20 protein-coding genes are annotated in these 21355 nt (G+C 74.8%); 13 read left to right on the forward strand and 7 right to left on the reverse strand.

Features of this window, described 5'->3' with window-relative positions:
• Positions 1-233 precede the first annotated feature (233 nt).
• Positions 234-1070, reverse strand: a complete 837-nt coding sequence (locus IEV65_RS09905; RefSeq protein ID WP_188430366.1) for an SGNH/GDSL hydrolase family protein — start codon at positions 1068-1070, stop codon at positions 234-236.
• A 38-nt stretch (positions 1071-1108) separates the two neighbouring features.
• Here IEV65_RS09905 and IEV65_RS09910 point away from each other — a divergent pair, with 38 nt between their 5' ends.
• The gene (locus IEV65_RS09910; RefSeq protein ID WP_188430367.1) at positions 1109-1639 is read left to right on the forward strand and encodes a DinB family protein; all 531 of its coding nucleotides are present in this window, start codon (positions 1109-1111) and stop codon (positions 1637-1639) included.
• Here IEV65_RS09910 and IEV65_RS15665 read toward each other — a convergent pair.
• From IEV65_RS15665 to IEV65_RS09920, 3 genes are all read right to left on the reverse strand, one after another.
• Entirely contained in the window at positions 1629-1919 is a 291-nt protein-coding gene (locus tag IEV65_RS15665) for a hypothetical protein (RefSeq protein ID WP_229735153.1), read from the reverse strand. The genes IEV65_RS09910 and IEV65_RS15665 overlap by 11 nt on opposite strands.
• A gap of 51 nt (positions 1920-1970) precedes the next feature.
• Positions 1971-2339, reverse strand: coding sequence for a GDSL-type esterase/lipase family protein (locus tag IEV65_RS15670; RefSeq protein ID WP_229735154.1), 369 nt, complete (start codon positions 2337-2339; stop codon positions 1971-1973).
• 228 nt (positions 2340-2567) lie between these two features.
• Positions 2568-2843 (reverse strand): HU family DNA-binding protein, encoded by a 276-nt coding sequence (locus tag IEV65_RS09920; RefSeq protein WP_188430368.1) that lies wholly within the window; start codon positions 2841-2843, stop codon positions 2568-2570.
• Between the two features lie 154 nt (positions 2844-2997).
• Between IEV65_RS09920 and IEV65_RS09925 the strand changes: the two genes are divergently transcribed.
• From IEV65_RS09925 to IEV65_RS09960, 8 genes are all read left to right on the forward strand, one after another.
• Complete coding sequence (locus IEV65_RS09925) at positions 2998-3999, forward strand: GTP pyrophosphokinase (RefSeq protein ID WP_229735155.1); 1002 nt, start codon at positions 2998-3000, stop codon at positions 3997-3999.
• 241 nt (positions 4000-4240) lie between these two features.
• Entirely contained in the window at positions 4241-5236 is a 996-nt protein-coding gene (locus IEV65_RS09930; RefSeq protein ID WP_188430371.1) for an ABC transporter substrate-binding protein, read from the forward strand.
• 8 nt (positions 5237-5244) lie between these two features.
• Complete coding sequence (locus IEV65_RS09935; RefSeq protein ID WP_229735156.1) at positions 5245-6342, forward strand: FecCD family ABC transporter permease; 1098 nt, start codon at positions 5245-5247, stop codon at positions 6340-6342.
• On the forward strand, positions 6339-7211 hold the full coding sequence (locus tag IEV65_RS09940) for an ABC transporter ATP-binding protein (RefSeq protein ID WP_229735157.1): 873 nt from the start codon (positions 6339-6341) through the stop codon (positions 7209-7211). Before IEV65_RS09935 ends, IEV65_RS09940 begins: the two co-directional genes overlap by 4 nt.
• Positions 7208-8740, forward strand: coding sequence for a cobyric acid synthase (locus IEV65_RS09945; protein WP_229735158.1), 1533 nt, complete (start codon positions 7208-7210; stop codon positions 8738-8740). The genes IEV65_RS09940 and IEV65_RS09945 overlap by 4 nt, the downstream gene beginning before the upstream one ends.
• Positions 8741-8778: 38 nt before the next feature.
• The gene (locus IEV65_RS09950) at positions 8779-9438 is read left to right on the forward strand and encodes an adenosylcobinamide amidohydrolase (protein ID WP_188430372.1); all 660 of its coding nucleotides are present in this window, start codon (positions 8779-8781) and stop codon (positions 9436-9438) included.
• Positions 9435-10481 carry a CobD/CbiB family cobalamin biosynthesis protein gene (locus tag IEV65_RS09955; RefSeq protein ID WP_188430374.1) on the forward strand — a complete coding sequence of 349 codons (1047 nt, stop codon included), beginning with the start codon at positions 9435-9437 and terminating at the stop codon, positions 10479-10481. The genes IEV65_RS09950 and IEV65_RS09955 overlap by 4 nt, the downstream gene beginning before the upstream one ends.
• A 7-nt stretch (positions 10482-10488) precedes the next feature.
• Positions 10489-11508 (forward strand): LLM class flavin-dependent oxidoreductase, encoded by a 1020-nt coding sequence (locus IEV65_RS09960; RefSeq protein WP_188430376.1) that lies wholly within the window; start codon positions 10489-10491, stop codon positions 11506-11508.
• A gap of 30 nt (positions 11509-11538) precedes the next feature.
• On the opposite strand, the gene IEV65_RS09965 is transcribed toward IEV65_RS09960, so the two are convergent.
• Entirely contained in the window at positions 11539-16533 is a 4995-nt protein-coding gene (locus IEV65_RS09965; RefSeq protein ID WP_188430378.1) for an nSTAND1 domain-containing NTPase, read from the reverse strand.
• A 40-nt stretch (positions 16534-16573) separates the two neighbouring features.
• Positions 16574-17110 carry a hypothetical protein gene (locus IEV65_RS09970; protein WP_188430380.1) on the reverse strand — a complete coding sequence of 179 codons (537 nt, stop codon included), beginning with the start codon at positions 17108-17110 and terminating at the stop codon, positions 16574-16576.
• A 118-nt stretch (positions 17111-17228) separates the two neighbouring features.
• Here IEV65_RS09970 and cobU point away from each other — a divergent pair, with 118 nt between their 5' ends.
• Genes cobU through IEV65_RS09985 form a run of 3 tightly spaced genes read left to right on the forward strand, consistent with a single transcriptional unit; the run spans position 17229 to position 19645 of the window.
• On the forward strand, positions 17229-17753 hold the full coding sequence (cobU, locus tag IEV65_RS09975) for a bifunctional adenosylcobinamide kinase/adenosylcobinamide-phosphate guanylyltransferase (protein WP_188430381.1): 525 nt from the start codon (positions 17229-17231) through the stop codon (positions 17751-17753).
• Positions 17754-17757: 4 nt separating this feature from the next.
• Positions 17758-18852, forward strand: coding sequence for a nicotinate-nucleotide--dimethylbenzimidazole phosphoribosyltransferase (gene cobT / locus IEV65_RS09980; RefSeq protein ID WP_188430383.1), 1095 nt, complete (start codon positions 17758-17760; stop codon positions 18850-18852).
• Between the two features lies 1 nt (position 18853).
• Positions 18854-19645: an adenosylcobinamide-GDP ribazoletransferase gene (locus IEV65_RS09985; RefSeq protein WP_188430385.1), complete on the forward strand. Its 792-nt coding sequence runs from the start codon at positions 18854-18856 to the stop codon at positions 19643-19645.
• A 134-nt stretch (positions 19646-19779) separates the two neighbouring features.
• On the opposite strand, the gene IEV65_RS09990 is transcribed toward IEV65_RS09985, so the two are convergent.
• Complete coding sequence (locus tag IEV65_RS09990; RefSeq protein WP_229735159.1) at positions 19780-20148, reverse strand: ArsR/SmtB family transcription factor; 369 nt, start codon at positions 20146-20148, stop codon at positions 19780-19782.
• Positions 20149-20216: 68 nt separating this feature from the next.
• Here IEV65_RS09990 and IEV65_RS09995 point away from each other — a divergent pair, with 68 nt between their 5' ends.
• A complete protein-coding gene (locus tag IEV65_RS09995) occupies positions 20217-21350 on the forward strand; it encodes a cation diffusion facilitator family transporter (RefSeq protein ID WP_229735160.1) in 1134 nt (377 codons plus the stop codon).
• The last annotated feature ends 5 nt before the right edge of the window (positions 21351-21355 follow it).

Here is a 21355-nt window from a genome sequence, read left to right on the forward strand (position 1 = left end):
CATACAGAGTCATTCGGTCAAGGGCGTCCTCACCAGGTGGCATCTGACCGAATAACTCTGTGTGACGTGACAACCAGGTGGCTGTGGGCCGGCGTTGTCAACCAGGTGGTGACAACCGGGTGGCGGCGGGCAGATGGTGACAACCAGGTGGCTGTGGGCCGGTGGCGGGCAGGTGGGGGCGCGGCGGCACGCCCGGTGGCGAGGCCGGTTGCGGGCCCGTGCACCGTCGGCCCTCAGGCCTCGTCGTCGACCTCGGACGCCAGCAGCACCGGCCGCACCTCTGGCCGCTTGGCGTGCCGCTCGTCGCCGGAGCTCTCGCCGCGCAGCCGCCGACGGATCCACGGCCGCAGGTGCGAGGCCACCCACTCGCGGTCGGCCTGCAGCGACTCGAAGCGCCCCAGCGGTTCCGCCTCCTCCAGCGGCTCCACCCAGTCGCGCACCTCGAAGGGGAGCCCGAGCGTCCACAGCGCCTGAGCGGCGATCCGGGCATGGCCCTCGGAGGAGAAGTGGATCCGGTCCTCGCCCCACATCCGCGGGTCACGGAGCGAGCGCATCGTGTAGATGTCGACGACGAACGCGCCCGTGCGCTGCCCGATGGCCCACAGCTCCGCGGTGTACTCGACCATCCGCGGGTGCACGCGGTTGACCAGCGGCGCCCAGGCCACGTTGGGGGCGGTGAAGAGCAGCACGTCGGCACCCGTGGCCCGGATCCGCTCGACCCCCGCCTCGAGCTTGTCCATGACCGCGTCCATCGAGACCCGCGGGCGCAGCACGTCGTTGCCCCCGGCGGAGAAGCTCACCAGGTCGGGCCGCAGCGCGAGCGCCGCGTCGAGCTGCTCCTGCAGGATCGCGTCGATGAGCCGACCGCGGATCGCCAGGTTGGCGTAGCCGAACTCGGCGCCCTCCCGCTCGTTGCGCGCCGCGAGCGCGGCCGCGACCCGGTCGGCCCAGCCGAGGTACTCGTCGTCCTGCCGCGGGTCCGCGTCCACCATCCCCTCGGTGAACGAATCGCCGATGGCGACGAAGCGCTCCCAGACGCGGGGACGGGCAGGTTCGGGACGCACAGGCACCCCGCCAGGGTATGCCGCTCCTGTGCCACGATCGGTCCATGGACGAGCCCGAGCCGATCGAACCCGACACCAAGGACTGGACGGTCGTCATCACCGAGGGCTGCGACGAGTGCGGCTTCGTCGCCGGCTACGACGTGCGGACCACCGGGGAGCGCCTCCGGGCCACCGTCCCGCTCTGGCGCGAGCGGCTGTCCGGCGAGGACGTGCGCGAGCGTCCGGAGCCGTCGACGTGGTCGCCCCTGGAGTATGGCGCGCACTGCCGGGACGTGCTGACCGTGATGCGCGGGCGCCTTGAGCTCATGCTGGCCGAGGACGGAGCACGCTTCGCCAGCTGGGACCAGGACGCCGCGGCGGTCGACGAGGCCTACTGGCAGCAGGACCCCGAGCAGGTGGCGGACGAGTATGCCGAGGAGGCGGCCCTCACGGCCGAGGCCTTCGACGCGGTCGGGGGTGAGCAGTGGGACCGGCGCGGGTCGCGCGCCGGCACCGCCTTCACGGTGGCCACCCTGGCGGTCTACCTGCTGCACGACCTGGAGCACCACCTCGTCGACGTGGGCGTCACCGGCTGAGGTCGAGGACGCCGTCCCAGGGGCTGAGCTCCGGACGCTTGGGCAGCAGGTCGTCGCGGCTGGTCTCGCCGCGGCGGCGGCGCCGCAGGTAGGGCCGCAGGTGCTCGGTCACCCAGTGGCGGTCAGGCTCGATCGCCTCCAGCCGGCTCGGTGCGGGGAGGGGCTCGAGGGGCTCGCGCCAGCCGGCCATCGCCGGGGGCAGACCCAGGGTCCACAGCGCCTGCGAGGCCACCCGCTCGTGCCCGAGGGTGCTGAGGTGGATCCGGTCGGGGGCGTACATCCGCGGGTCCCGCAGCGAGGGCAGGGTGTAGATGTCGGCGACGAGGCATCCCTAGCGCTGCGCGACGGCCCAGCAGCGGGCCGTGAACTCCACGAAGCGGTGGTGCATCCGGTTGACGATCGGCACCCACGCGAGGTCCGGCGCGGTGACGAGCAGCACGTCGGCCCCGGCGGCCCGGATGTGCGCCACCATGTCCTCGACCCGCTCGAGGACATGGTCGACGGACGTGCGGGACTGCATCAGGTCGTTGCCGCCGGCGCAGATGGACACCAGGTCCGGCCGGAGGGCCAGCCCCGGCCCCAGCTGCTCCACCACCACGTCGTCGATGAGCCGGCCCCGGACCGCCAGGTTGGCGTAGGCGAACGGACGGCCCCTGGCCTCGTTGTGGGGGCCAGCCCCGCCGCGGCCCGGTCGGCCCACCCGACGAACTCGTCGGGACGCTGCGGGTGCGGGTCCTCCAGCCCCTCGGTGAACGAGTCGCCCAGCGCGACGAAACGCTCCCACGTCCGACCCCGGTCTGCTCCTGGCACCGTCACTCCCCTTCCGGTGGCTCTGTGTCGACCATAGGGCTGAGCCCCGACAGAGCGCCGGACAGCAGGACGCCCCGCCCGTCGACGACGGGCGGGGCGTCCTGACGAGGCGTCGGCGTCAGCCGGAGACGCGCTCCTTCAGCTTGGAGCCGGCCTTGAACGCCGGGGCCTTGCTGGCCGCGATCTCGATGGTCGCGCCGGTCTGCGGGTTGCGGCCCGTGCGGGCGGCGCGCTCGCGCACCTCGAAGGTGCCGAAGCCCGGGAAGGAGACCTTCTCGCCCTTGGCGAGCTCGGCGCCGATCGCGTCGAGAACGGAGCTGACGACCTTGTCGGCAGCAGCCTGGGTCATGCCCGCCTCGCGGGCCACGGCCTCGACAATAACCTTCTTGCTCATGTGTACAGCCCTTTCATCGGCCTGATTGGTCGCCCCACGGTAAGCATGTCTGCCGCGGTTTCGCCAACCGACGCGCCCGCAAAGCCGCGTCCTCATGCGGATCTCGGGCCGTTCGGGCCCCCTCGGCGGGCCCTCGGTGGCTATCGTCGCCCCCATGGGTCATCCGGAGGTCGACCGAGCTGTCGCGGCATACACCGAGCAGCGACCTGCCCTGGAGACGGTGACGGAGGAGGCGATCGCCGCCCTCACTGCGCTCATCGACGACGCCGGCATCAACTACCTGACCGTGACGGGGCGGACCAAGAGCGTGCCCTCCTTCGCCGCCAAGGCCCAGCAGCGCATGCGTGCCCTCAAGGGGCAGGCGCTCGCCGCCGACCTGCTGCGCGGGATCACCGACCAGGTCGGCGCGCGGGTCGTGACCTACGTGCGGGGCGACGTCCTCGCCGTCGCCGACCTGCTGCACGAGGACTTCACCGTCCTCGAGGACCGCGACATGGGGGCGGAGACGGCCCGCGCCGGGCAGTGGGGCTACGCCAGCCGCCACCTGCTGCTCAGCCGGGACCCGGTGGGCCCGACGGGCGACCTGCCCGCCTATGACCCGACCCGGTGCGTCTCCGTCCAGCTGCGGACCGTCCTGCAGCACGCCTGGGCGGAGTTCGAGCACGACATCCGCTACAAGGGCACGGTCCCGCCCGAGCAGGTGCCCGACCTGGACCGCCGCTTCACCCTGGCGGCCGGGCTGCTGGAACTCGCGGACTCCGAGTTCACCGCGATCCGCGACCGGCTGCAGGCGGGCCTCTCGGGCGGCGCCGTCGCCTCGGACGACGCCGACCCGCGGATCAGCGCGCAGGAGCTGGCGACCTTCCTCGCCGGGCGCTACGCCTCGGCGGGCTGGTCGCGCACCGAGCACTACGAGTGGATCGCCCAGCTGCTGCTCGAGCTCGGCGTGGGCTCCCTGGACGAGCTGAGCGCCCTGCTCGTCGACGTCGACAGCGCCTCGGTCACCGCCGCGATGGGCTACAAGTACCCGCCCGGCGCGGTCCGGCGCCTCGACGACGACCTCCTCGTCGCGGCCGGGGAGAGGTATGCCGCGCTGCCCACCAACGAGCGCCGTCGCGACGCGCTCCTGGCCCGCCTGGAGAAGGTGCGCGGCTGAGGGTCGCGCGACGCGCGTAGACTGAGCGCGTCGAGCAGACGAAGTCCGGTGCGAATCCGGCACTGTCCCGCAACGGTGGATCGGCTCGGGCACCCCCTGTGCGCCCGAGCCGTCAGTCCGGTCGAACTGCCCGACGATCCGTAACCACTCGCCCTCGAGGACCAGGGCAGGTTCGGACGGCGGACCACCGAACGCAGCGTCTGTCGCTCGAGCACCCCCCTCGAACGACAGGAGAACCGCCATGCACCGCCCCGCCCGCACCCTGGCCGTCGCCGTGACCGCCGTCCTGACCGTGGCGCTGAGCGCCTGCGGTGGTGACGGCTCCGGCTCGACCTCCGGCGCCGACGCCACGACCGCGAACGACGACGCCACCACCAGCTCCAGCCCTGCTCCCGCCGCCGGCGAGGCCACCTTCCCCGTCACGGTGGACGCCGAGAACGGCGAGGTCACGATCGAGCAGCGCCCCGAGCGCATCGTCTCCCTCTCCCCCTCGGCCACCGAGATCCTCTTCGCGATCGGCGCCGGCGACCAGGTGATCGCGGCCGACCAGTTCTCCACCTACCCCGAGGAGGCTCCGGCCACCGACCTGTCCGGCTTCGACCCCAATGTCGAGGCCGTCGTCGGCTACGAGCCCGACCTCGTGGTCGTCTCCAACGACGCCAACGACCTCGTCGCCTCGCTCGGCGAGCTCGACATCCCGGTCCTGGTCCAGGGTGCGCCGATGGACGTCGAGTCCGGCTACGACCTGGTCGCGGGCCTGGGCCAGGCGACCGGCCACGTCGACGAGACCGCCGAGGTCGTCGCGACGATGCGCGCCGAGATGGAGGAGGCCTTCGCCGCCGCCCCCGACGCCGAGGGCATCCGCGTCTACCACGAGCTGGACGACACCTTCTTCTCCGCCGCGAGCAGCAGCTTCATCGGCTCGATCTACAAGGAGATGGGTGCGGTCAACATCGCCGACGAGGCGGACACCGAGGGCACCGGCTACCCGCAGCTGACCGAGGAGGCCGTCGTCGAGGCCAACCCGCAGCTCATCGTCATCACCGACCAGGTCGCCTACACGGCCGAGGACGTGGCCGCCCGTCCCGGCTGGGACGAGATCGACGCGGTGAAGAACGGCAACATCGTCACCGTCGACGCCGACATCGCCTCCCGCTGGGGGCCGCGCCTGCCCCAGCTCGTCGCGAGCATCGCGGACGCTCTCACCAAGGCCGCGGCCGTCCCGGCCGGTCGCTGAGGCGGCACGTGCGGCATACCTCGACCGGCAGCGTGGCCGCAGGCCGCCCCGCGGACGCCCTCGACGCGTCCGCGGAGCGCGCCTTCCGGCTGCCCCTGCCCGCCCTGCTCGGCGCCCTCGCGCTGATCGTCGTCGCCGTGCTGCTCTCGGTGACGCAGGGCGCGGCGGGCCTGCCGGTCGAGGGTGTCGTGCGCTCGCTCGTCGACGCCCTCCCCGGTCTGCGCCTGGAGCAGACCCTCACCGACCAGCAGCAGGCGGTGCTGTGGCAGATCCGGCTGCCCCGCACGGTGCTGGCCGCGCTGGTGGGCGGCTCGCTGGCGATGGCCGGGGCGGGCTACCAGGGCGTCTTCCGCAACCCGCTGGCCGACCCCTACCTCCTCGGGGTCTCCGCCGGCGCCGGCCTGGGGGCCGTGCTCGCGCTCGGCTTCGGGCTCGACCTGTCGTGGGGCGTCGTCGGCGCGCTGCCGATGGCCGCCTTCCTCGGCGCGATCGTGGCCGTCACCGGCTCGGTGCTCGTCGCGCGCGGCTCGTTCCGCGACCCCGCGACGCTGCTGCTGGCCGGGGTCGCGATGGCCGCCTTCTTCTCCGCGGTGCAGACCTACGCGATCACCCGCCTCGACGAGACGCGCGCCCGCGAGGTCCTCTCCTGGCTCTTCGGCCGTCTCGCCACGCACGGCTGGGCGCCGATCACCCTCCTCCTTCCGTATGTCGTGCTCGCCGGCCTGGTCCTGCTCCTGCACGCGCGGCACCTCGACGTGCTGCGCCTCGGCGACGAGGAGGCCCGGGCGCTCGGCCTGCGCCCGGCACGCTCCCGGCTCGTCGTGGTCGCCGCAGCCACCCTCATCACGGCCGCCGCCGTCTCCGTCAGCGGCCTCATCGCCTTCGTCGGGCTGGTGACGCCGCACCTCGTCCGGCTGCTCGTCGGGCACTCCTACCGGATCCTCGTGCCGATGTCCTTCCTCGTCGGCGCGGCCTTCCTGGCCCTCGTCGACATCGGGGCCCGCACCGTCGTCGCCCCGGCCGAGCTGCCGGTCGGCGTCATCACCGCCTTCGTCGGCGCCCCCTTCTTCTGCTTCGTCCTTTGGCGCGGGAGGGCCGACTCGTGACCGACCAGACCCCCGTGGCTCCCATCCCGCTCCAGCCGCAGCACGTGGTCCGCGTGCACGACCTCCACGTCACCTACGACGGCAAGGAGGTGCTGCACGGCGTCGACCTCGAGCTGCGCGCCGGCGAGTGGCTCGGCCTCATCGGGCCCAACGGCTCGGGCAAGTCGACGCTCCTGCGCGCCCTCGTCGGGCTCGTCCCCAGCGCGGGGCGGGTCGAGCTCGGCGACGGACGCACCCCGGGGCCGACCGACCTGTCGCTCATGCCGCAGTCGCCCGAGCTGCCGACGGGGATGACCGTGGTCGAGTACGTCCTCCTCGGCCGCACGTCCCACCTGGGCTGGCTCTCCCGCGAGTCGCGCGCGGACCGGCAGGTGGCGACCGACGTGCTGCGCCGCCTGCACCTCGCCTCGTTCGCCGAGCGTCCCGTGCGCCAGCTCTCCGGCGGCGAGGCGCAGCGGGTCGTCATCGCGCGGGCGCTCGCGCAGCAGTCTCCCGTGCTGCTCCTCGACGAGCCGACGTCCGCGCTCGATCTCGGCCACCAGGTCGAGGTCCTCGAGCTCGTCGACGAGCTGCGCCACGAGGACGGCCTCACCGTGGTCGCCGCCATGCACGACCTCGGCGTCGCGGCCCGGTATGCCGATCGCCTCGCCCTCCTCGACCGCGGGTCGCTCGCCTCGGTCGGTGGTCCGGCCGAGGTCCTGGACCCCGCGCTCCTCTCCCGCGTCTACGGGCACCCCGTGCACGTCCACGAGCTCGACGGCCACCTCGTCGTGGTGCCGGCGCCCCGGGCTGACCGCCGGGGGACCGGGCGAGGGGCACGGCACACCCCGGTCGACCTGCAGTCCCGACGCGCCGGGGGCGGCGCGTGACCGAGACCGCGCCGCCAGACCTTCGTCCGCAGGAGGGGCGCGGACGAGGGCCTGGCGGCGCCCTGATGGTGGTCGGCACGACCAGCGGGGCGGGCAAGTCGACGCTGACCAGCGCCCTGTGCCGGGCCCTGGCGCGGCGGGGCGTCGACGTGGCGCCGTTCAAGGCGCAGAACATGTCCAACCACTCCGCCGTCACCCCCGACGGCGGCGAGATCGGGCGGGCGCAGGCGATGCAGGCGCTGGCGGCGCGCGTCGAGACCGACCGTCGGATGGGGCCGGTGCTGCTCAAGCCGTCCGGCACACGGACCTCGCACCTGGTGGTCCTGGGCGACGAGGTGGGCGTCGCCGACGCGGTCGGGTATGGCGAGCGCGCCCGGGTCCTGCGCCCGGTCGTCCTCGAGGCCCTGCAGTCGCTGCGCTCCGAGCACGAGGTGGTGGTGCTCGAGGGTGCCGGCGGTGCCGCGGAGATCAACCTTCTCGACCGCGACCTGGTCAACCTGCCGCTGGCGGCGGCGGCCGGGGTGCCGGCGGTGCTGGTCGTGGACATCGAGCGCGGCGGGGCCTTCGCCGCGGCGTACGGCACGTGGGCGCTGCTGCCGGAGCGGCTCCGGGCGTGCCTGCGGGGCTTCGTCGTCAATTCGTTCCGGGGCGACGTGACGCTGCTGGAGCCGGGGCTGCGCGACCTCGAGGAGCGGACCGGGGTGCCCGTGCTCGGCGTGCTCCCCCACCTGGGAGACCACCTCATGCTCGGCGTCGAGGACTCGCTGGACCTCGGTGCCACGGTGGCGCCGCGCCGGGCGGATGCCCGGGCGGAGTCCGGACGTCCCGTGCGGGTCGCCGTGGTGCGGCTGCCCCACCTCGCCAACCCCTCCGACCTCGACCCCCTGGTGCTCGAGCCGGACGTCGAGCTGCGCTGGGCGACGGCGCCCGGCGACCTGGCGGACGCCGATCTCGTGATTCTCCCGGGGAGCCGAGCGACGGTCGCCGACCTGGCCTGGCTGCGCGGACGCGGGCTCGACCGCACGCTGGAGACGCTGGTCGCGGACCCCGACGGGCCGTTCGTGCTGGGCCTCTGCGCGGGCTACCAGATGCTCGGAGAGGTGATCGTGGACGAGCTCGAGTCGGGCGAGGGACGTGTCGAGGGGCTCGGTCTGCTGCCGGTGACGACGGTGTTCCGGGCCCCGAAGACGGTCCGCCGCACCAGCCTCACGCTCGACGGCCAGGCCGCGGCCGGCTACGAGATCCGGTGGGGCCGGCCCGACCCGGCGCTGTGGTGGCCGCCGGGGGCGCGGGTCCGCGGAACCTCGCTCCACGGCGTCCTCGACGCGGACGGGCTGCGGCACAGCGTGATCGCCGGCGTCGCAGCCGCCCGCGGACGCGAGTTCACGCCGTCGCCCGTCCCCTACGCCGACGCGCTGGACGCTCACCTGGAGCACCTGGCGGACTGGGTCGAGGCGAGCCTCGACATACCCTCCCTGCTCGCGCTCGCGCGCACCGCGGCGCCTGTCGACGCGACGCCGGGCTGGTGAGGGCGAACCGCCTGAGGGCTGACTCCTACGATCGCGGCATGCCCTCTCCCGAGCTCGCCGTCTCCCCGGGCGCCCTGACCTGGTCGGTGCAGGAGGGATGGGTGGCACTGAGCTCCGCGAGCGTCGGTGGCGGGCTGGTGCGGCCTCGCTGGGTCGCCAACCTGACGGTCGAGGACGGGTTCGCGCGGACGGACCTCGACGCCTACGTCGCCGAGCGGCTCGCGAGCACGCCCGTCGACGCCGCCCTGGCGGGCACCGCGCTGCTGACGGCGGCCGACGTGACCCGCGTCGAGCGCGCCGGCGAGCCCGGGCCGACCGGTGACGTCACCGCCTGGGCGACCGTGGGCGTCACCAAGCCGACCTGGGCGGCGAGGGAGCAGGCGGAGGTGCGCGACGGCATACCCGCTCCCGGGACCGTCAACATCGTGGTCGCGCTGCCGGCGGCGCTCACCGGCTCCGCGCTCGTCCAGGCGGTCGGCACCGTCACCGAGGCCAAGGCGCAGGCGCTGGTCGCGGCGGGCGTCCCCGGGACGGGGACCGCCAGCGACGCGGTCGTGGTGCTGTGCCCTGAGGGCGAGGAGGTGCCGTTCGCGGGGGTGCGCTCTCCGTGGGGGCAGGCGGTCGCGCGCGCGGTGCACCGGGCGGTGGCGGCCGGGCTGGAGGCCCACCCCTGGGTCGACGACGGGAGGGTGTGGTGAGCCTCGCGGGGCGGGCGCTGGGTGTCGCGGCGGGGCTGCTGCTCGACCGCGCGCTCGGCGAACCGCCGGACGCGTGGCACCCCGTGGCGTGGTTCGGCACCGCGATGGGTCGCGTGGAGCGCGCCCTGTATGCCGATGCGCGCCTGCCTGGCGCCGGCTACGCCCTGGTGGGGGCCGGGCTGGGCGTGGGATCGGGGCTGGTGCTGCAGGGAGCGGGTCGGCTGCTGGACGGAGGACGGCGGGCGGGGGGCGGCGGTGCCGGGGCCACGGCGGCGGTCGCGACGGCCGTGGCGGTGGCGTGCGCGGGGCGGCTGCTGCGGCATACCTCGCGCAGGATCGAGGACCGGCTGCACGCCGGCGACCTCGAGGGGGCGCGGGAGCTGCTGCCCTGGCTCGTCGGCCGGGACCCGAGCGGGCTGGACGAGAGCGGGGTCGCCGCGGCGGTCGTGGAGTCGCTCGCCGAGAACACCGTCGACGCCGTGGTCGCCCCGGTGTTCTGGGGGCTCGTGGCGGGCGCTCCGGGCGTGCTGGTGCACCGGGCTGTCAACACCATGGACGCGATGGTGGGGCACCGTTCCGAGCGCTATGCGCGGTTCGGGACGGCCGCGGCGCGGCTGGACGACGCGATGGCGTGGGTGCCGGCGCGGGTCTTCGCGCTGGTCGTGGCGGCAGCGTGCTCCGCGGAGCATCGGTCCGTCGGGCGCGGGCTCGCGGTGCTGCGGGTCGTGAGGCGCGACGCCCCGGCGCACCCCTCGCCCAACGCAGGTGTCGCCGAGAGCGCGGCGGCCGCGGCGCTCGGCGTGGAGCTCGGCGGGCCGCTGCGCTACGGGTCACGGCTCGAGGAGCGCCCGCGGCTGGGCGACGGTCCTCGGCCGACCGCGGCCACCATCGCCGAGGCGCGCGGGCTGGTGGACCGGGTCGAGAAGATTCTCGTCGTCGGGGCGCTGGCGATCGCCTGGGCAGGGAGCAACCAACCTGACGCGCTCGGTGGGGTGGGGGGATGGTTGACGAGTCACGGAATACGCTCGAGGGTGGGGCGTTGACCTTCCCATGAAGAAGATCGGCTTCCTCTCCTTCGGCCACTGGACCCCGCACCCGCAGTCGGCGACGCAGTCGGCCGCCGACGTGCTGCTGCAGTCCATCGAGCTCGCCGTGGCCGCGGAGGAGGTCGGGGCCGACGGGGCGTACTTCCGCGTCCACCACTTCGCCCGCCAACTGGCCTCGCCGTTCCCGCTGCTGGCTGCCGCCGGCGCGCGGACGAGCCGCATCGAGCTGGGCACCGGCGTGATCGACATGAGGTACGAGAACCCCCTCTACATGGCCGAGGACGCCGGCGCGGCCGACCTCATCTCCGGCGGCCGGCTGCAGCTCGGCGTGAGCCGCGGCAGCCCCGAGCAGGTCGTCGACGGCTACCGCTACTTCGGCCACGACCCCCGCGAGGGTGAGACGCACGCGGACATGGCGCGACGGCATACCGCGCGGTTCCTGGAGGTGCTCGAGGGTGAGGGCTTCGCCGAGCCCAACCCACGCCCGATGTTCCCCAACCCGCCGGGCCTGCTGCGCATCGAGCCGCACAGCGAGGGCCTGCGCCGCCGCATCTGGTGGGGCGCCGGGTCGCGCGACACCGCCGAGTGGGCCGCCCGCCAGGGCATGAACCTCATGAGCTCCACGCTGCTGACCGAGGACGCTGGTATCCCGTTCCACGCGCTGCAGGCGGAGCAGATCCGCCGCTTCCGCGAGGCATGGGCCGAGGCGGGGCACGGCTGGGAGCCGAGGGTCTCGGTGTCCCGCAGCATCTTCCCGCTCGTGACGGCGCAGGACCACGCCTACTTCGGGCTGGAGCGGCGGAGCACCGACCAGGTCGGCATCATCGACGGCGGTCGGGCGACGTTCGGCAAGGCGTATGCCGCGGAGCCGGACGAGCTGGTCCGCCAGCTCGCGCAGGACGAGGCGATCGCGGAGGCGGACACCCTGCTCATCACGGTGCCCAACCAGCTCGGCGTCGACTACAACGCGCACGTGCTCCGGTCGATCGTGGAGGACGTCGCGCCCGCGCTCGGCTGGCGCTGAGCGCGACCGCTCGTCGGCACCCGCGGCTCGTCAGGCCCCGGGACAGACCGGCTCCCGGTCGTCCTCGGGCAGCTGGAGCTGACGGGCCTCGTCGGGCGTGAGGTCGCGCCCGGCGGCTGAGCACGCTGCGTCGACCCACTCCTGGCGGTCGACCGACAGGTCGACGACCTGCCCGTCCTCGAAGAACACGCTGAGCCGTCGGGAGTCGGCCGAAAAGGTGAGCCAGCCCCACAGGCCGGTGTCCGTGACCGGCAGGCCGAACGGCCGCCAGGTCGCGGGGTCCCACAGGATGGTGTCACCGTCAGAGCCGAGGGTGGCGACCGTGCGCCCGTCGGGGCTGACCTCCACGTCGACGACGAAGCCGCCGACCACCTCCCGCTGAGGCGCGACCTGCTCCCCGGTGGTCGTGGACCAGAAGCCCACGCGTCCCTTGCTGGTGCCGACGACGAGCACCGAGCCGTCGGCGGAGAAGCCCAGACCCTGGACCGAGCCCTGGTCGGCACGCTCCTCGGCGGGCGGCTCGACCGCGATCGTCAGCGTCACGTCTCCCGTGGACAGGTCGACGACGACCACCTGGGCTCCCCGGCCGAACGCCCCGCGGCTGCCGTCGCGGGAGAAGACCGCGTCGGCAGCGGGCATCGGCTGCCACGACGCGAGCGGCAGCTCGCGCGGGCCGCCCAGCGCCGCGCCGGTGGTCAGGTCCACGACGGCGTAACCACCGGACCCGCTCACGACGGCCCGGTCCCCCCAGGCTGCGACAGCGTCGGCGGGCCAGGGCAGCGGCACCAGCGCGGCCTGCTCGCGCGTCCGGGCGTCGAAGACGGCGAGCAGCCCGGTGTCCGTGAGGATCCCGACATCCTCGCGGAACCAGCCGACCGCGGCGAGCGCGTACCGTCCGACCGGGTCGATACCGATCGCGGTGACGTGTCGCGCCTCGGCCCGGTCCAGGGGCGGCTCCACCCCGGACACGTCCGGCGTCAGCTCGCCGAGGTCGCGCCCGGAGGGCAGCTCGGCGACATGGGCGGTGTCCGGCGCGTTCGTCCCCATCCGGAGCCACACTCCGAGACCGGCGGCCGGGGCCGCACGGCCGAGCAGAGGTCCGATCTGCGCCATCCTGGTGCTCACGGGCGTCCGGGTCGACGAGAGGTCGAGACCCAGGGCCGTGCCGTCCCGGCCGGCGGTCCACAACAGGTCCTCGCCCTCCCCCGCGACCCCCACCCCGAGGACGGCACCGCTGTGACCGGTGAGCCGGTCGATGATCCTCAGTCGCGGGGTCTCCAGCACGAGGATCTCGTCGATCCCCCCGACGAAGAGCCGCGTGCCGTCGGGGTGCCAGGTCGCCGAGTAGCCCGGGCCGCCCTGCACGCCGGGAGACGCGTCCTGGAGCGTCGTCGCGTCCACGAGCCGCAGCACCTCGTCCTGATCGGAGACAAGCACGAGAGTCCCGTCGGGCGAGACGTCCAGGGGCGTCCCCTCGAGCGTGCGGACCGATCGCGAGGCGGGGTCGAAGACGACGCTCTCCGCCGAGCCGTCCCACCACGACACGCGCCCGTCCGGCCACACCCGCTCCAGGTCGGCCGGTCCGGCGACCTCGGCAGGCCACCTCACCGCCTCGAGGACCGTCCCGTCCGCAGGATCCACGCGGAGCACGTGCGACGCCGTCAGCACCACCCACGCGCCGTCGACGAAGGCTCCGGCCAGGGCCTCGGGCCGCAGCCCCCGCGCCGCGCCGGAGAGGTCGGAGCCGGTCGAGGACCACACCACCGACCCGTCCCGCGCCGACAGGGCGGCGAGACCTCCGACGTCCTCGTCGTAGGGCCGCAGCGTGACGAGCAGCAGCTCCCCGTCCGGCGTCGCCGTCAGGCTGGAGGCCATGGTCCCTCGAGCGGCCCGGCCCTCCCAGACCGTGCGCCCGGACTCGGCGTCGAGCGCGCGGACGCGGTCGGTGTTCTCGCTGACGAAGACGGTGCGCCCGTCGGCGCTGACCCCCATCCTCAGGAACCGCTCATGGGCCCGGACCCGGTGCACGACCGCTGGCTGCCGAGACAGCAGGGTCAGCAGCGCGCCGTAGGTGTCGGTGTCCGGGTCCAGGCGCGTGGCCTGCACCGCGGAGAGCAGCGCGAGGTCGGACTGCTCGACGTTGAGGGCAGCCGCCGCGAGGGACCTGGCCCGGGCCGTCTGGCCAGCGGCAGCCGCCTGCCGCTGCGCGCCCCAGGCCAGGGCGCCCGCCACGAGGGCCAGCACGAGCAGGAGCGAGGTACCGAGGATCCATCTGCGCAGCCGGCGGTTCTGGCGCACCGTCGCCGCCGCCCGCTCCTCGGCGGCCCGGCGTTCCGAGTCCACCGCGGCGCGTCCCGCGTCCAGGAAGTCGCGCTCGACCCCCGTCAGCTCCTCGGGCCGCGTGGAGGCGATCTCGAGCGCGGACGCCAGCCTGGCTCCCGTCCACAGCTGCGACGGCTCACGACCCTCGGCCTCCCACTCCGCGGCGGCCACGGCGAGCCGCCGCTGCACTGCCCGTCCCGCCGCGTCCTCCGCCAGCCAGCCCCTCAGCCTCGGCCACTCCCGGAAGAGTGCCTCGTGCGCGACCTCCACCGCGTCGCCACCGCGCGTCAGCAGCCGCGCCGCCACCAGCTCCTCCACCACAGCGGGCACCTCGGCGTCCGGCAGCGCCTCCAGCTCGGCGATCGGGACCCGTCGCCGGGTGACCCCGCCTCCCTCGCCCGGTCCCGCGAGGCGCAGCAGCACCGACCTGGCCGCGTGCCGCTGCGCGGCGGACAGCTCTGCGAAGACCTCCTCCGCCCGGGTCGCGATGGCACCGTCGAGCCCGCCCAGGGCGACGTACTCGGCATACCCCAGGCGGTTGCCGTCCCGGCGCGACCACAGCTCGGCCATGGCGGTGGACAGCAGCGGGAGCAGCCCCGGTTCCTGCCCCGCGTCGCTCACGACCGTCTCGGCGAGCCCGTCGTCGAGGACCAGGCCAGCCGCTGCGGCAGGGCGCTCCACCGCGCGACGCACCTCGGCCGGCGTCAGGGGGCCGACGAGCACGGCGCCGTCACCGACGAGGGCGCGCAGCCGGGGGTGCTCGGCCAGCGACGGGGCGTAGTCGGCCCGGACCGCGAGGATCACCGTGACGGCCGAGAGCGGGTCGGTCGCGAGGTCCCCGAGCAGGTCGAGGAAGCGGGTCCGCTCCTCCGCGTCCGCGCAGACGGTCCACACCTCCTCGAACTGGTCGACGGCGACGACCACACGCTCCGGCTCGTCGCCGACGCGCAGCCCGTGCTCGCGCTCGCGGCCCAGCGCGTGCCGTGCCAGCTCGGCCAGCGGGTGGAGACCCGGCCGAAGCACCACCGTGCGCCAGCCCCCGCTGCCCGGCAGCACGTCGTCGCCCAGCGCGGCGATCACGCCGGCGCGCAGGGCCGAGGACTTGCCCGAGCCGGAGGCCCCGACGAGCGCCACGAGGCGGTTGCCGGCCAGCCGGGCCAGGATCTCGGCGACGAGGCGGTCGCGGCCGGCGTACCAGCGGGCGTCCTCGACGTCATACGCCTCCAGTCCGCGCCACGGGCACTCGGTGGGCGGCGCGGGCTCGTCCGCGAGGTGGTCGCCGCGCAGCGCCTCGATGCCGTCCTCCAGCTCCCCGCGGGTGGCCGCGAGGTCGGTGCTGGTGGCGAGGGCCGCGGCTGCGGCGACCCGCACACGACGGGCCGCCCGGTCGTGCGCAACGTCACGGGCCAGCTCGTGCAGCGCCCCGGGCCATCCGCCGCTCGTCCCCAGCACGCGGTCCCTCACCTCCTCCGCACCCTCGTCGTGGAGGTATGCCGTGACGAGCCGCAGCGCGTCCGCGCGCCCGAGCGGGGTGAGGTCGAGGGCAGGGACGCCGGCCGGCACGGGCGCCAGGTGGGAGGCGAGGCGCACGGTCAGGGTCACCCCTGGGACTGAGGCCACCTCCGGCTCCACATGGTCGGCCACCAGCAGTGTCGGGGCGTCGCCCGTGGACGGGTGGGTGCCTGCGGCGCCGGCGCGGGTCGTGCCTTCTGCGGTGACGAGCAGCACCTGACCACCGGCACGGAGGACCACCTGCGCGAGGGCCGCGGCGAGCGCGGTGCCACCACCGCCCCGCGGGCCGCGCACGACGACGGCCCCCCGGCGTCCGCGCACGGCGCCGTGCCAGATCTCGAGCAGCCGGCCCAGCTCGACGTCGCGGCCCAGCAGGCCGGGGGGCTCGGGCGCCGGGCGCAGCCCCGTCGGCAGCCGCGGCGGGCCGGGCTCACGGCGCAGCGCCGGGTCGTGCGCCAGCACCCGAGCGTGGACAGCCCGCAGGGCGGGCCCGGGGTCGACGCCCAGCTCCTCCGCGAGGTGGACCCGCGCGCGGTCGAAGGCGGCGAGCGCCTCACCCGGTCGCCCCGCCCGGTAGAGCGCGGTCACGAGCAGCTCCCACGCCCGCTCGCGCAGCGGGTGCTCCCGCACCAGCGCCTCCAGTTGCGGGACCGCCTCGGCGTGCCGACCCAGGTGGAGGAGCGCGGCCTGCAGGTCCTCGGTGGCGACCAGCCGCAGCTCCTCGAGGCGCAGCGCCTCGGCTGCGGCGAAGTCGGCCTCCTCGAAGCCGGCGTAGGCCGGTCCGCGCCACAGCGCGAGGGCCTCGTCGAGGCTGCGGGCGGCACCGGCCGGCTCGCCCTGGTCGAGCGCTCCCCTGCCGAGCTCGGTCAGCCGGACGAACCGGCCGGCGTCCACCTGCCCCTGGTCCACCGCCAGGCGGTAGCCCGGCCCCTCGGTGACGATGAGCGCCGGGTCGCCCTCCTGGTGGGGTGCCAGCGCGTTGCGCAGCCGGGCCACGAAGACCTGGAGCGACTTGGTCGCGCTGCGCGGGGGCTCCTCGCCCCACAGCGTCTCCACGAGGACACCGGTCGGCACCACGCGCCCCCCGGCCGCGACGAGCCTGGCCAGGAGCAGCCGCTCCTTGGCGCCCCTGATCTCGACGCGGCCGGCGATGCTCTCCACCCGCAGCGGTCCGAGGACCCCGAAGTCCACGCCGTCAGCGTAGGGGTTGCGCGGTGCCGGCGTGGGCGGATCAGGCACCCTCCTGCCCGAACAGGCCGCAGACGAGGTCGTTGTCGTAGTCGGGGTCCCCGATGTCCGCGAGGTCGGGGCCGGCCTTGCTGATCAGCTCGAACGTCCCGAGGTCGCGCACCTCGTGCCCGGCGTACTTCAGGACGGCGCCCTCGCCCGCCACGGTGAGCGCGCGGATCGTCCCGGACTCGGTGAAGGTGCCGTCGACGTAGTCGAAGACCAGGTGGCGGGTGCCGTGCGGGTAGAGCGACTCCCCCGTCGTCGACAGCGTCCACGTCATCTTGTACTCCATGGTCAGCCGGAGCATGAGGAGGTTGCCCGCGTCGTCGAGGGTCTCGATCATCGTCACGTAGCCCTCCATCGGGCCGGTCACCACGCCGCCGTCGGCACAGGTGGCCACGATGAAGCCATCGTGGCCGGTGATCGCCACCCGGCGACCCTGGCCGTGGTCGCCCGGTGCCGCGAGCGCCGGGGCGGCGACGAGGCTGGCCGCGGTCGCGAGGGTCGCGGCGGCCGTCATGGCGGTCTTCCTGAGCATGAGCCTTCTCCTTGCGGTCTGCGGTCCCCGGTCGGGAACCGGCTGGTCAGCACCGTGGCACCGGCCGGCTGCCCCCTGGTTGCGGTCCGGTTGCGGCCCGTCGGATAGCGTCGCGGTCATGCCCCTGACCTTCCTCACCGGCGGCGCGCGCAGCGGCAAGTCGTCGGTGGCGGTGCGCCGCGCCGAGCGGGCCGGCGCACCGGTCGTCTTTGTGGCGACCGGGCAGGCCGGCGACGCCGAGATGGCCGAGCGGATCGCCCTGCACCAGGCCGAGCGCCCCCCGCACTGGAGCACCGTGGAGGCGCCCCTCGACCTGGCCGACGCGGTCGCCGGCATCGGGCCCGGGCACGCCGTCATCGTCGACTGCCTGTCCCTGTGGGTCTCCAACCTCATGGGCCGCGGGGACGACCAGGCCAGCACCCTCGACCAGGCGCACGCGCTGGGGAGGTGGGCGGCGGCATACCCCGGGCAGGTCCTCGTCGTCACCAACGAGGTCGGCTCCGGCATCGTCCCGATGCACCCCGTCTCCCGCGACTACCGCGACCGCCTCGGGCGCGTCAACGCCACCGTCGCCCGGTATGCCGATCTCGCGCAGCTCGTCGTCGCGGGCCGCACCCTGACTCTCGACCCCCTGGAGGACTGACCGCATGACCGAGCACCACACTGACGCCGTCGCGCTGATCGAGCGGACGATCGCCGCACTGCGCCCCCTGGACGCCGAGGCCGCCGCAGCCGCAGCCGCGGCGATGGACGGCAAGGTCAAGCCGCTGCGCAGCCTGGGCGACCTGGAGAGCCTGGCGGTCCGCGTCGCCGGGATCCAGGGGACCGCCAGCCCGACTGTCGCCAGCCCGGCCGTCGTCGTGTGCGCCGCGGACCACGGGATCGCGCGGGACGGGGTGAGCGCCTACCCGCAGGAGGTCACCGGGCTGATGCTGCAGGGCTTCGCCGCCGGCACGGCCGCCGTGGGGGTGCTCACGGCGCAGGCGGGGGCACGCCTGGTCGTGGCGGACCTCGGCGTCGTCGAGCCGCCGCAGATCGCCCCCGGCCAGAACGAGGTGCTCGACCGCCGCGTGCGCCCCGGCACCGCGAGCAGCCTGACCGGCGAGGCCATGACGCGCGCCGAGGCCGAGCAGGCCGTCGCGCACGGCATCGGGCTGGCCCACCTCCTGGTCGACGACGGCGCCGACCTCGTCGGGCTGGGCGAGATGGGGATCGGCAACACGACCACCGCGAGCGCGCTGACCGCGGCCCTGCTGGAGCGCGACCCGGCGCGGGTCACCGGTCCCGGCACCGGGGTCTCGGGTGACGCGCTGGCCGCCAAGGTGGCCGCCGTCGACGCGATCCTGCGGCGCCACGAGGACGCCCGCGGGACCTGGGACGTGCTGGCGCGGATGGGCGGACTGGAGGTCGCGGCCCTCGCCGGCGTCATCCTCGGCTGCGCGGAGCGCCGGGTGCCGGTGCTGCTCGACGGCTTCATCACGACGGCCGCGGCGCTGGTCGCCTGGCGCCTGGCCCCGGTGTCCGTGGACGCGATGATCGCCGCCACCCTGTCCCCCGAGCCCGGCCACGCCGTGCAGCTGGAGGCGCTCGGGCTGGAGCCGGTGCTGCGGCTGTCGATGCGCCTGGGCGAGGGCAGCGGCGCCTCGCTGGCCATCCCGGTCGTGCGCTCGGCCGTCGCCGTCCTGGCCGAGATGGGCAGCTTCGCCGACCTCGGTCTGGCGGAGGCGTCCCCGCACGCCTGACATGCGCCACCTGCTCGACGCCGTCACCTTCCTGACCCGGGTCCCGCTGCCCGTGGACCACCGGCGGGCGCCCGACCTGGCGCGCGCGGCGGTGTGGTTCCCGACGGTGGGTGCGGTCCTCGGGGCGGGCCTGCTCCTCGTCGGGTCGCTGCTGGCCGAGCTCACCCCCACGCTCGTCGCCGTGGTGCTGGTGGTGGTGCTCGAGGTGCTGCTCACCGGCGCGCTCCACCTGGACGGCCTCGCCGACCTGGCCGACGGCACGGGCGGGCACGACCGCGAGTCGCGGCTGCGCATCATGAAGGACCACGCGGTCGGCGTCTACGGCACGGCCGCCGTCGTCCTCGCGCTCCTCCTCGAGGTGGCCCTCCTCGTCGGGCTGGTCGGTCCCGTCCTTCCCGGTATGCCGTGGGCCGGCCCGACCTGGCTGCTCCCCTCGAGCCCGGGCTGGCTCACGGTCGCGCTGACGGGGGCGGCCGCCTGGTCGCTCTCCCGGGCGGCGATGCTGCCGGTGGCGCTGCTCCTTCCCTACGCGCGAACGGGTGGAGGCACCGGGCGGAGCGTCGTCGAGGGGCTGGCCGCGCGGCATACCGTCCTGGCGTGGGCGCTGCCGGTGCTGCTGTGCATGCTGCTGGGGGGCGTGGGGCTGGGGATGCTCGTCGGGGCCGCGCTCGGTGCGCTGCTGGTCGGCGGGCTGGCGCACCGGCTGCTCGGAGGAGCGACGGGAGACGTGCTCGGCGCCACGGCGCAGGTCGCGCTGCTGGGGGCGCTGCTCGGGGCCGCCGTCGCGCTGTGAGGCGCCGATGGGCGACCCGCCGCCGAAGGTGCGGTCACCATGGTCGGACCTTCATCGCGCTCTGAGGTGATGCAGGTCCCCACAACCTGACCGCACCCCGCGCCGGCGCCGGTGGTGGTGACGGTGGCGCGTGGTCAGTCGAGGTAGCGGTGCGTGTGCGCGGCACCCTCCGCGCGCTCGTCCGCGGTGCCGGTCGCGTGCTCGGCGTGCGAGAGCGCCTCCGTGAGCAGCCGGCGGACGTGGGCGTCGTGGGCGGAGTAGTGCACGAAGGTCCCCTCGCGGCGGGTCTGGACCAGCCCGGCCAGACGCAGCTTGGACAGGTGCTGGCTGACCGTCGTGGGGTTGGCGTCCACGAGCTCGGCGAGCGTGCCCACGGTGAGCTCGTGATGGAGCAGTGACCACAGGATCTTGACCCGGGTGGGGTCGGCGAGCAGCCGGAAGGTGTCGGCCACCTCGCGGGCGTGGACGTCGTCCGGAACGACCTGGACGGGGGTCTCGTGCACGGAGCCACTGTACGTCGCTCCGACCCCAGGCTTCATACCTTCATAGATGCGAAGGTATGCTGGCGTGCGTGACGGAGACCAGGGAGCACGAGCACCACCACGACCACGGGGCCGGCGCGCACGACCACGGGCACGACCACGGGCATGACCATGACCATGACCACGACCACGACCACGGGCACGACCATGACCACGCGCACGACCACGACCACGGGCACGACCACGACCACGGGCACGACCACGACCACGGCACCTCCCTGCTCGCCCGGGTGCGCCACGCGCTGACGCCGCACAGCCACGACCACGCCGAAGCCATCCAGAGCGCCGAGGAGTCCAGCGCCGAGGGGATCCGTGCCGCGTGGATCAGCCTCGCGGGCATGGGCGCGACCGCGCTGATGCAGATCGTCATCGTCTGGCTCTCCGGCTCGATCGGCCTGCTCGCCGACACGCTGCACAACCTCGGCCACCTCGTCACCACGATCCCGCTGATCATCGCCTTCCGGCTCGGGCTGCGACCCGCGACGAAGCGGTTCGCCTACGGGTTCCGCCGCGCCGAGGACCTTGTCGGGCTCTTCATCGGCCTGGTCATCGCCCTGTCCGCCGCGCTCATCATCTGGGAGTCGGTGCGGGCGCTGACCCACCCGCGCGACCTCTCCCACCTGGGCTGGGTCCTCGCCGCCGCCGTCGTGGGGGCCGCGGGCAACGAGCTGGTCGCCCGCTACCGCATCCGGGTCGGCCGCCGCATCGGCTCCGCCGCGCTCGTCGCCGAAGGCCAGCACGCCCGCACCGACGCGCTCACCTCGATCGCCGTGCTGCTCGGCGCGGGTGGCGCCTGGCTCGGCTTCCCGCAGGCCGACGCGATCGTCGGCCTGCTCATCGCCGGGGTCATCCTGATGGTCCTCGTGCAGTCGATGCGCACCACGGTCACCCGCCTCATGGACGGCGTGGACGCCGGCACCGTCGACCGGGTCGAGCAGCTGGCCGTGGCCGTCCCGGGCGTCGTGGCCGTGCCCCGGGCGCGCGCCCGCTGGGTCGGGCACCGGATGGACGCCGACGTCCTGATCCACGTCGACCGCGCGCTGAGCGTGGTCGAGGCCGACGCGATCGGGCACCGGGTGAGCGACGCCCTGACCACCGGCATCCCCAACCTCGACCACGTCACCGTGCACGCCTGCCCCGCCCCGGTCGTCGCGGAGGCCTGAGGCAG

The organism is Ornithinimicrobium tianjinense, from assembly GCF_014636495.1.
Lineage (GTDB): Bacteria > Actinomycetota > Actinomycetes > Actinomycetales > Dermatophilaceae > Ornithinicoccus > Ornithinicoccus tianjinensis.

Coding starts and splice junctions, on each gene's coding strand:
- IEV65_RS09910 (WP_188430367.1), top strand. CDS start 1,109: ATGGACGAGCCCGAGCCGATCGAACCCGACACCAAGGACTGGACGGTC.
- IEV65_RS15665 (WP_229735153.1), bottom strand. CDS start 1,919: ATGTACGCCCCCGACCGGATCCACCTCAGCACCCTCGGGCACGAGCGG.
- IEV65_RS09920 (WP_188430368.1), bottom strand. CDS start 2,843: ATGAGCAAGAAGGTTATTGTCGAGGCCGTGGCCCGCGAGGCGGGCATG.
- IEV65_RS09925 (WP_229735155.1), top strand. CDS start 2,998: ATGGGTCATCCGGAGGTCGACCGAGCTGTCGCGGCATACACCGAGCAG.
- IEV65_RS09930 (WP_188430371.1), top strand. CDS start 4,241: ATGCACCGCCCCGCCCGCACCCTGGCCGTCGCCGTGACCGCCGTCCTG.
- IEV65_RS09950 (WP_188430372.1), top strand. CDS start 8,779: ATGCCCTCTCCCGAGCTCGCCGTCTCCCCGGGCGCCCTGACCTGGTCG.
- IEV65_RS09960 (WP_188430376.1), top strand. CDS start 10,489: ATGAAGAAGATCGGCTTCCTCTCCTTCGGCCACTGGACCCCGCACCCG.
- IEV65_RS09970 (WP_188430380.1), bottom strand. CDS start 17,110: ATGCTCAGGAAGACCGCCATGACGGCCGCCGCGACCCTCGCGACCGCG.
- cobU (WP_188430381.1), top strand. CDS start 17,229: ATGCCCCTGACCTTCCTCACCGGCGGCGCGCGCAGCGGCAAGTCGTCG.
- cobT (WP_188430383.1), top strand. CDS start 17,758: ATGACCGAGCACCACACTGACGCCGTCGCGCTGATCGAGCGGACGATC.
- IEV65_RS09985 (WP_188430385.1), top strand. CDS start 18,854: ATGCGCCACCTGCTCGACGCCGTCACCTTCCTGACCCGGGTCCCGCTG.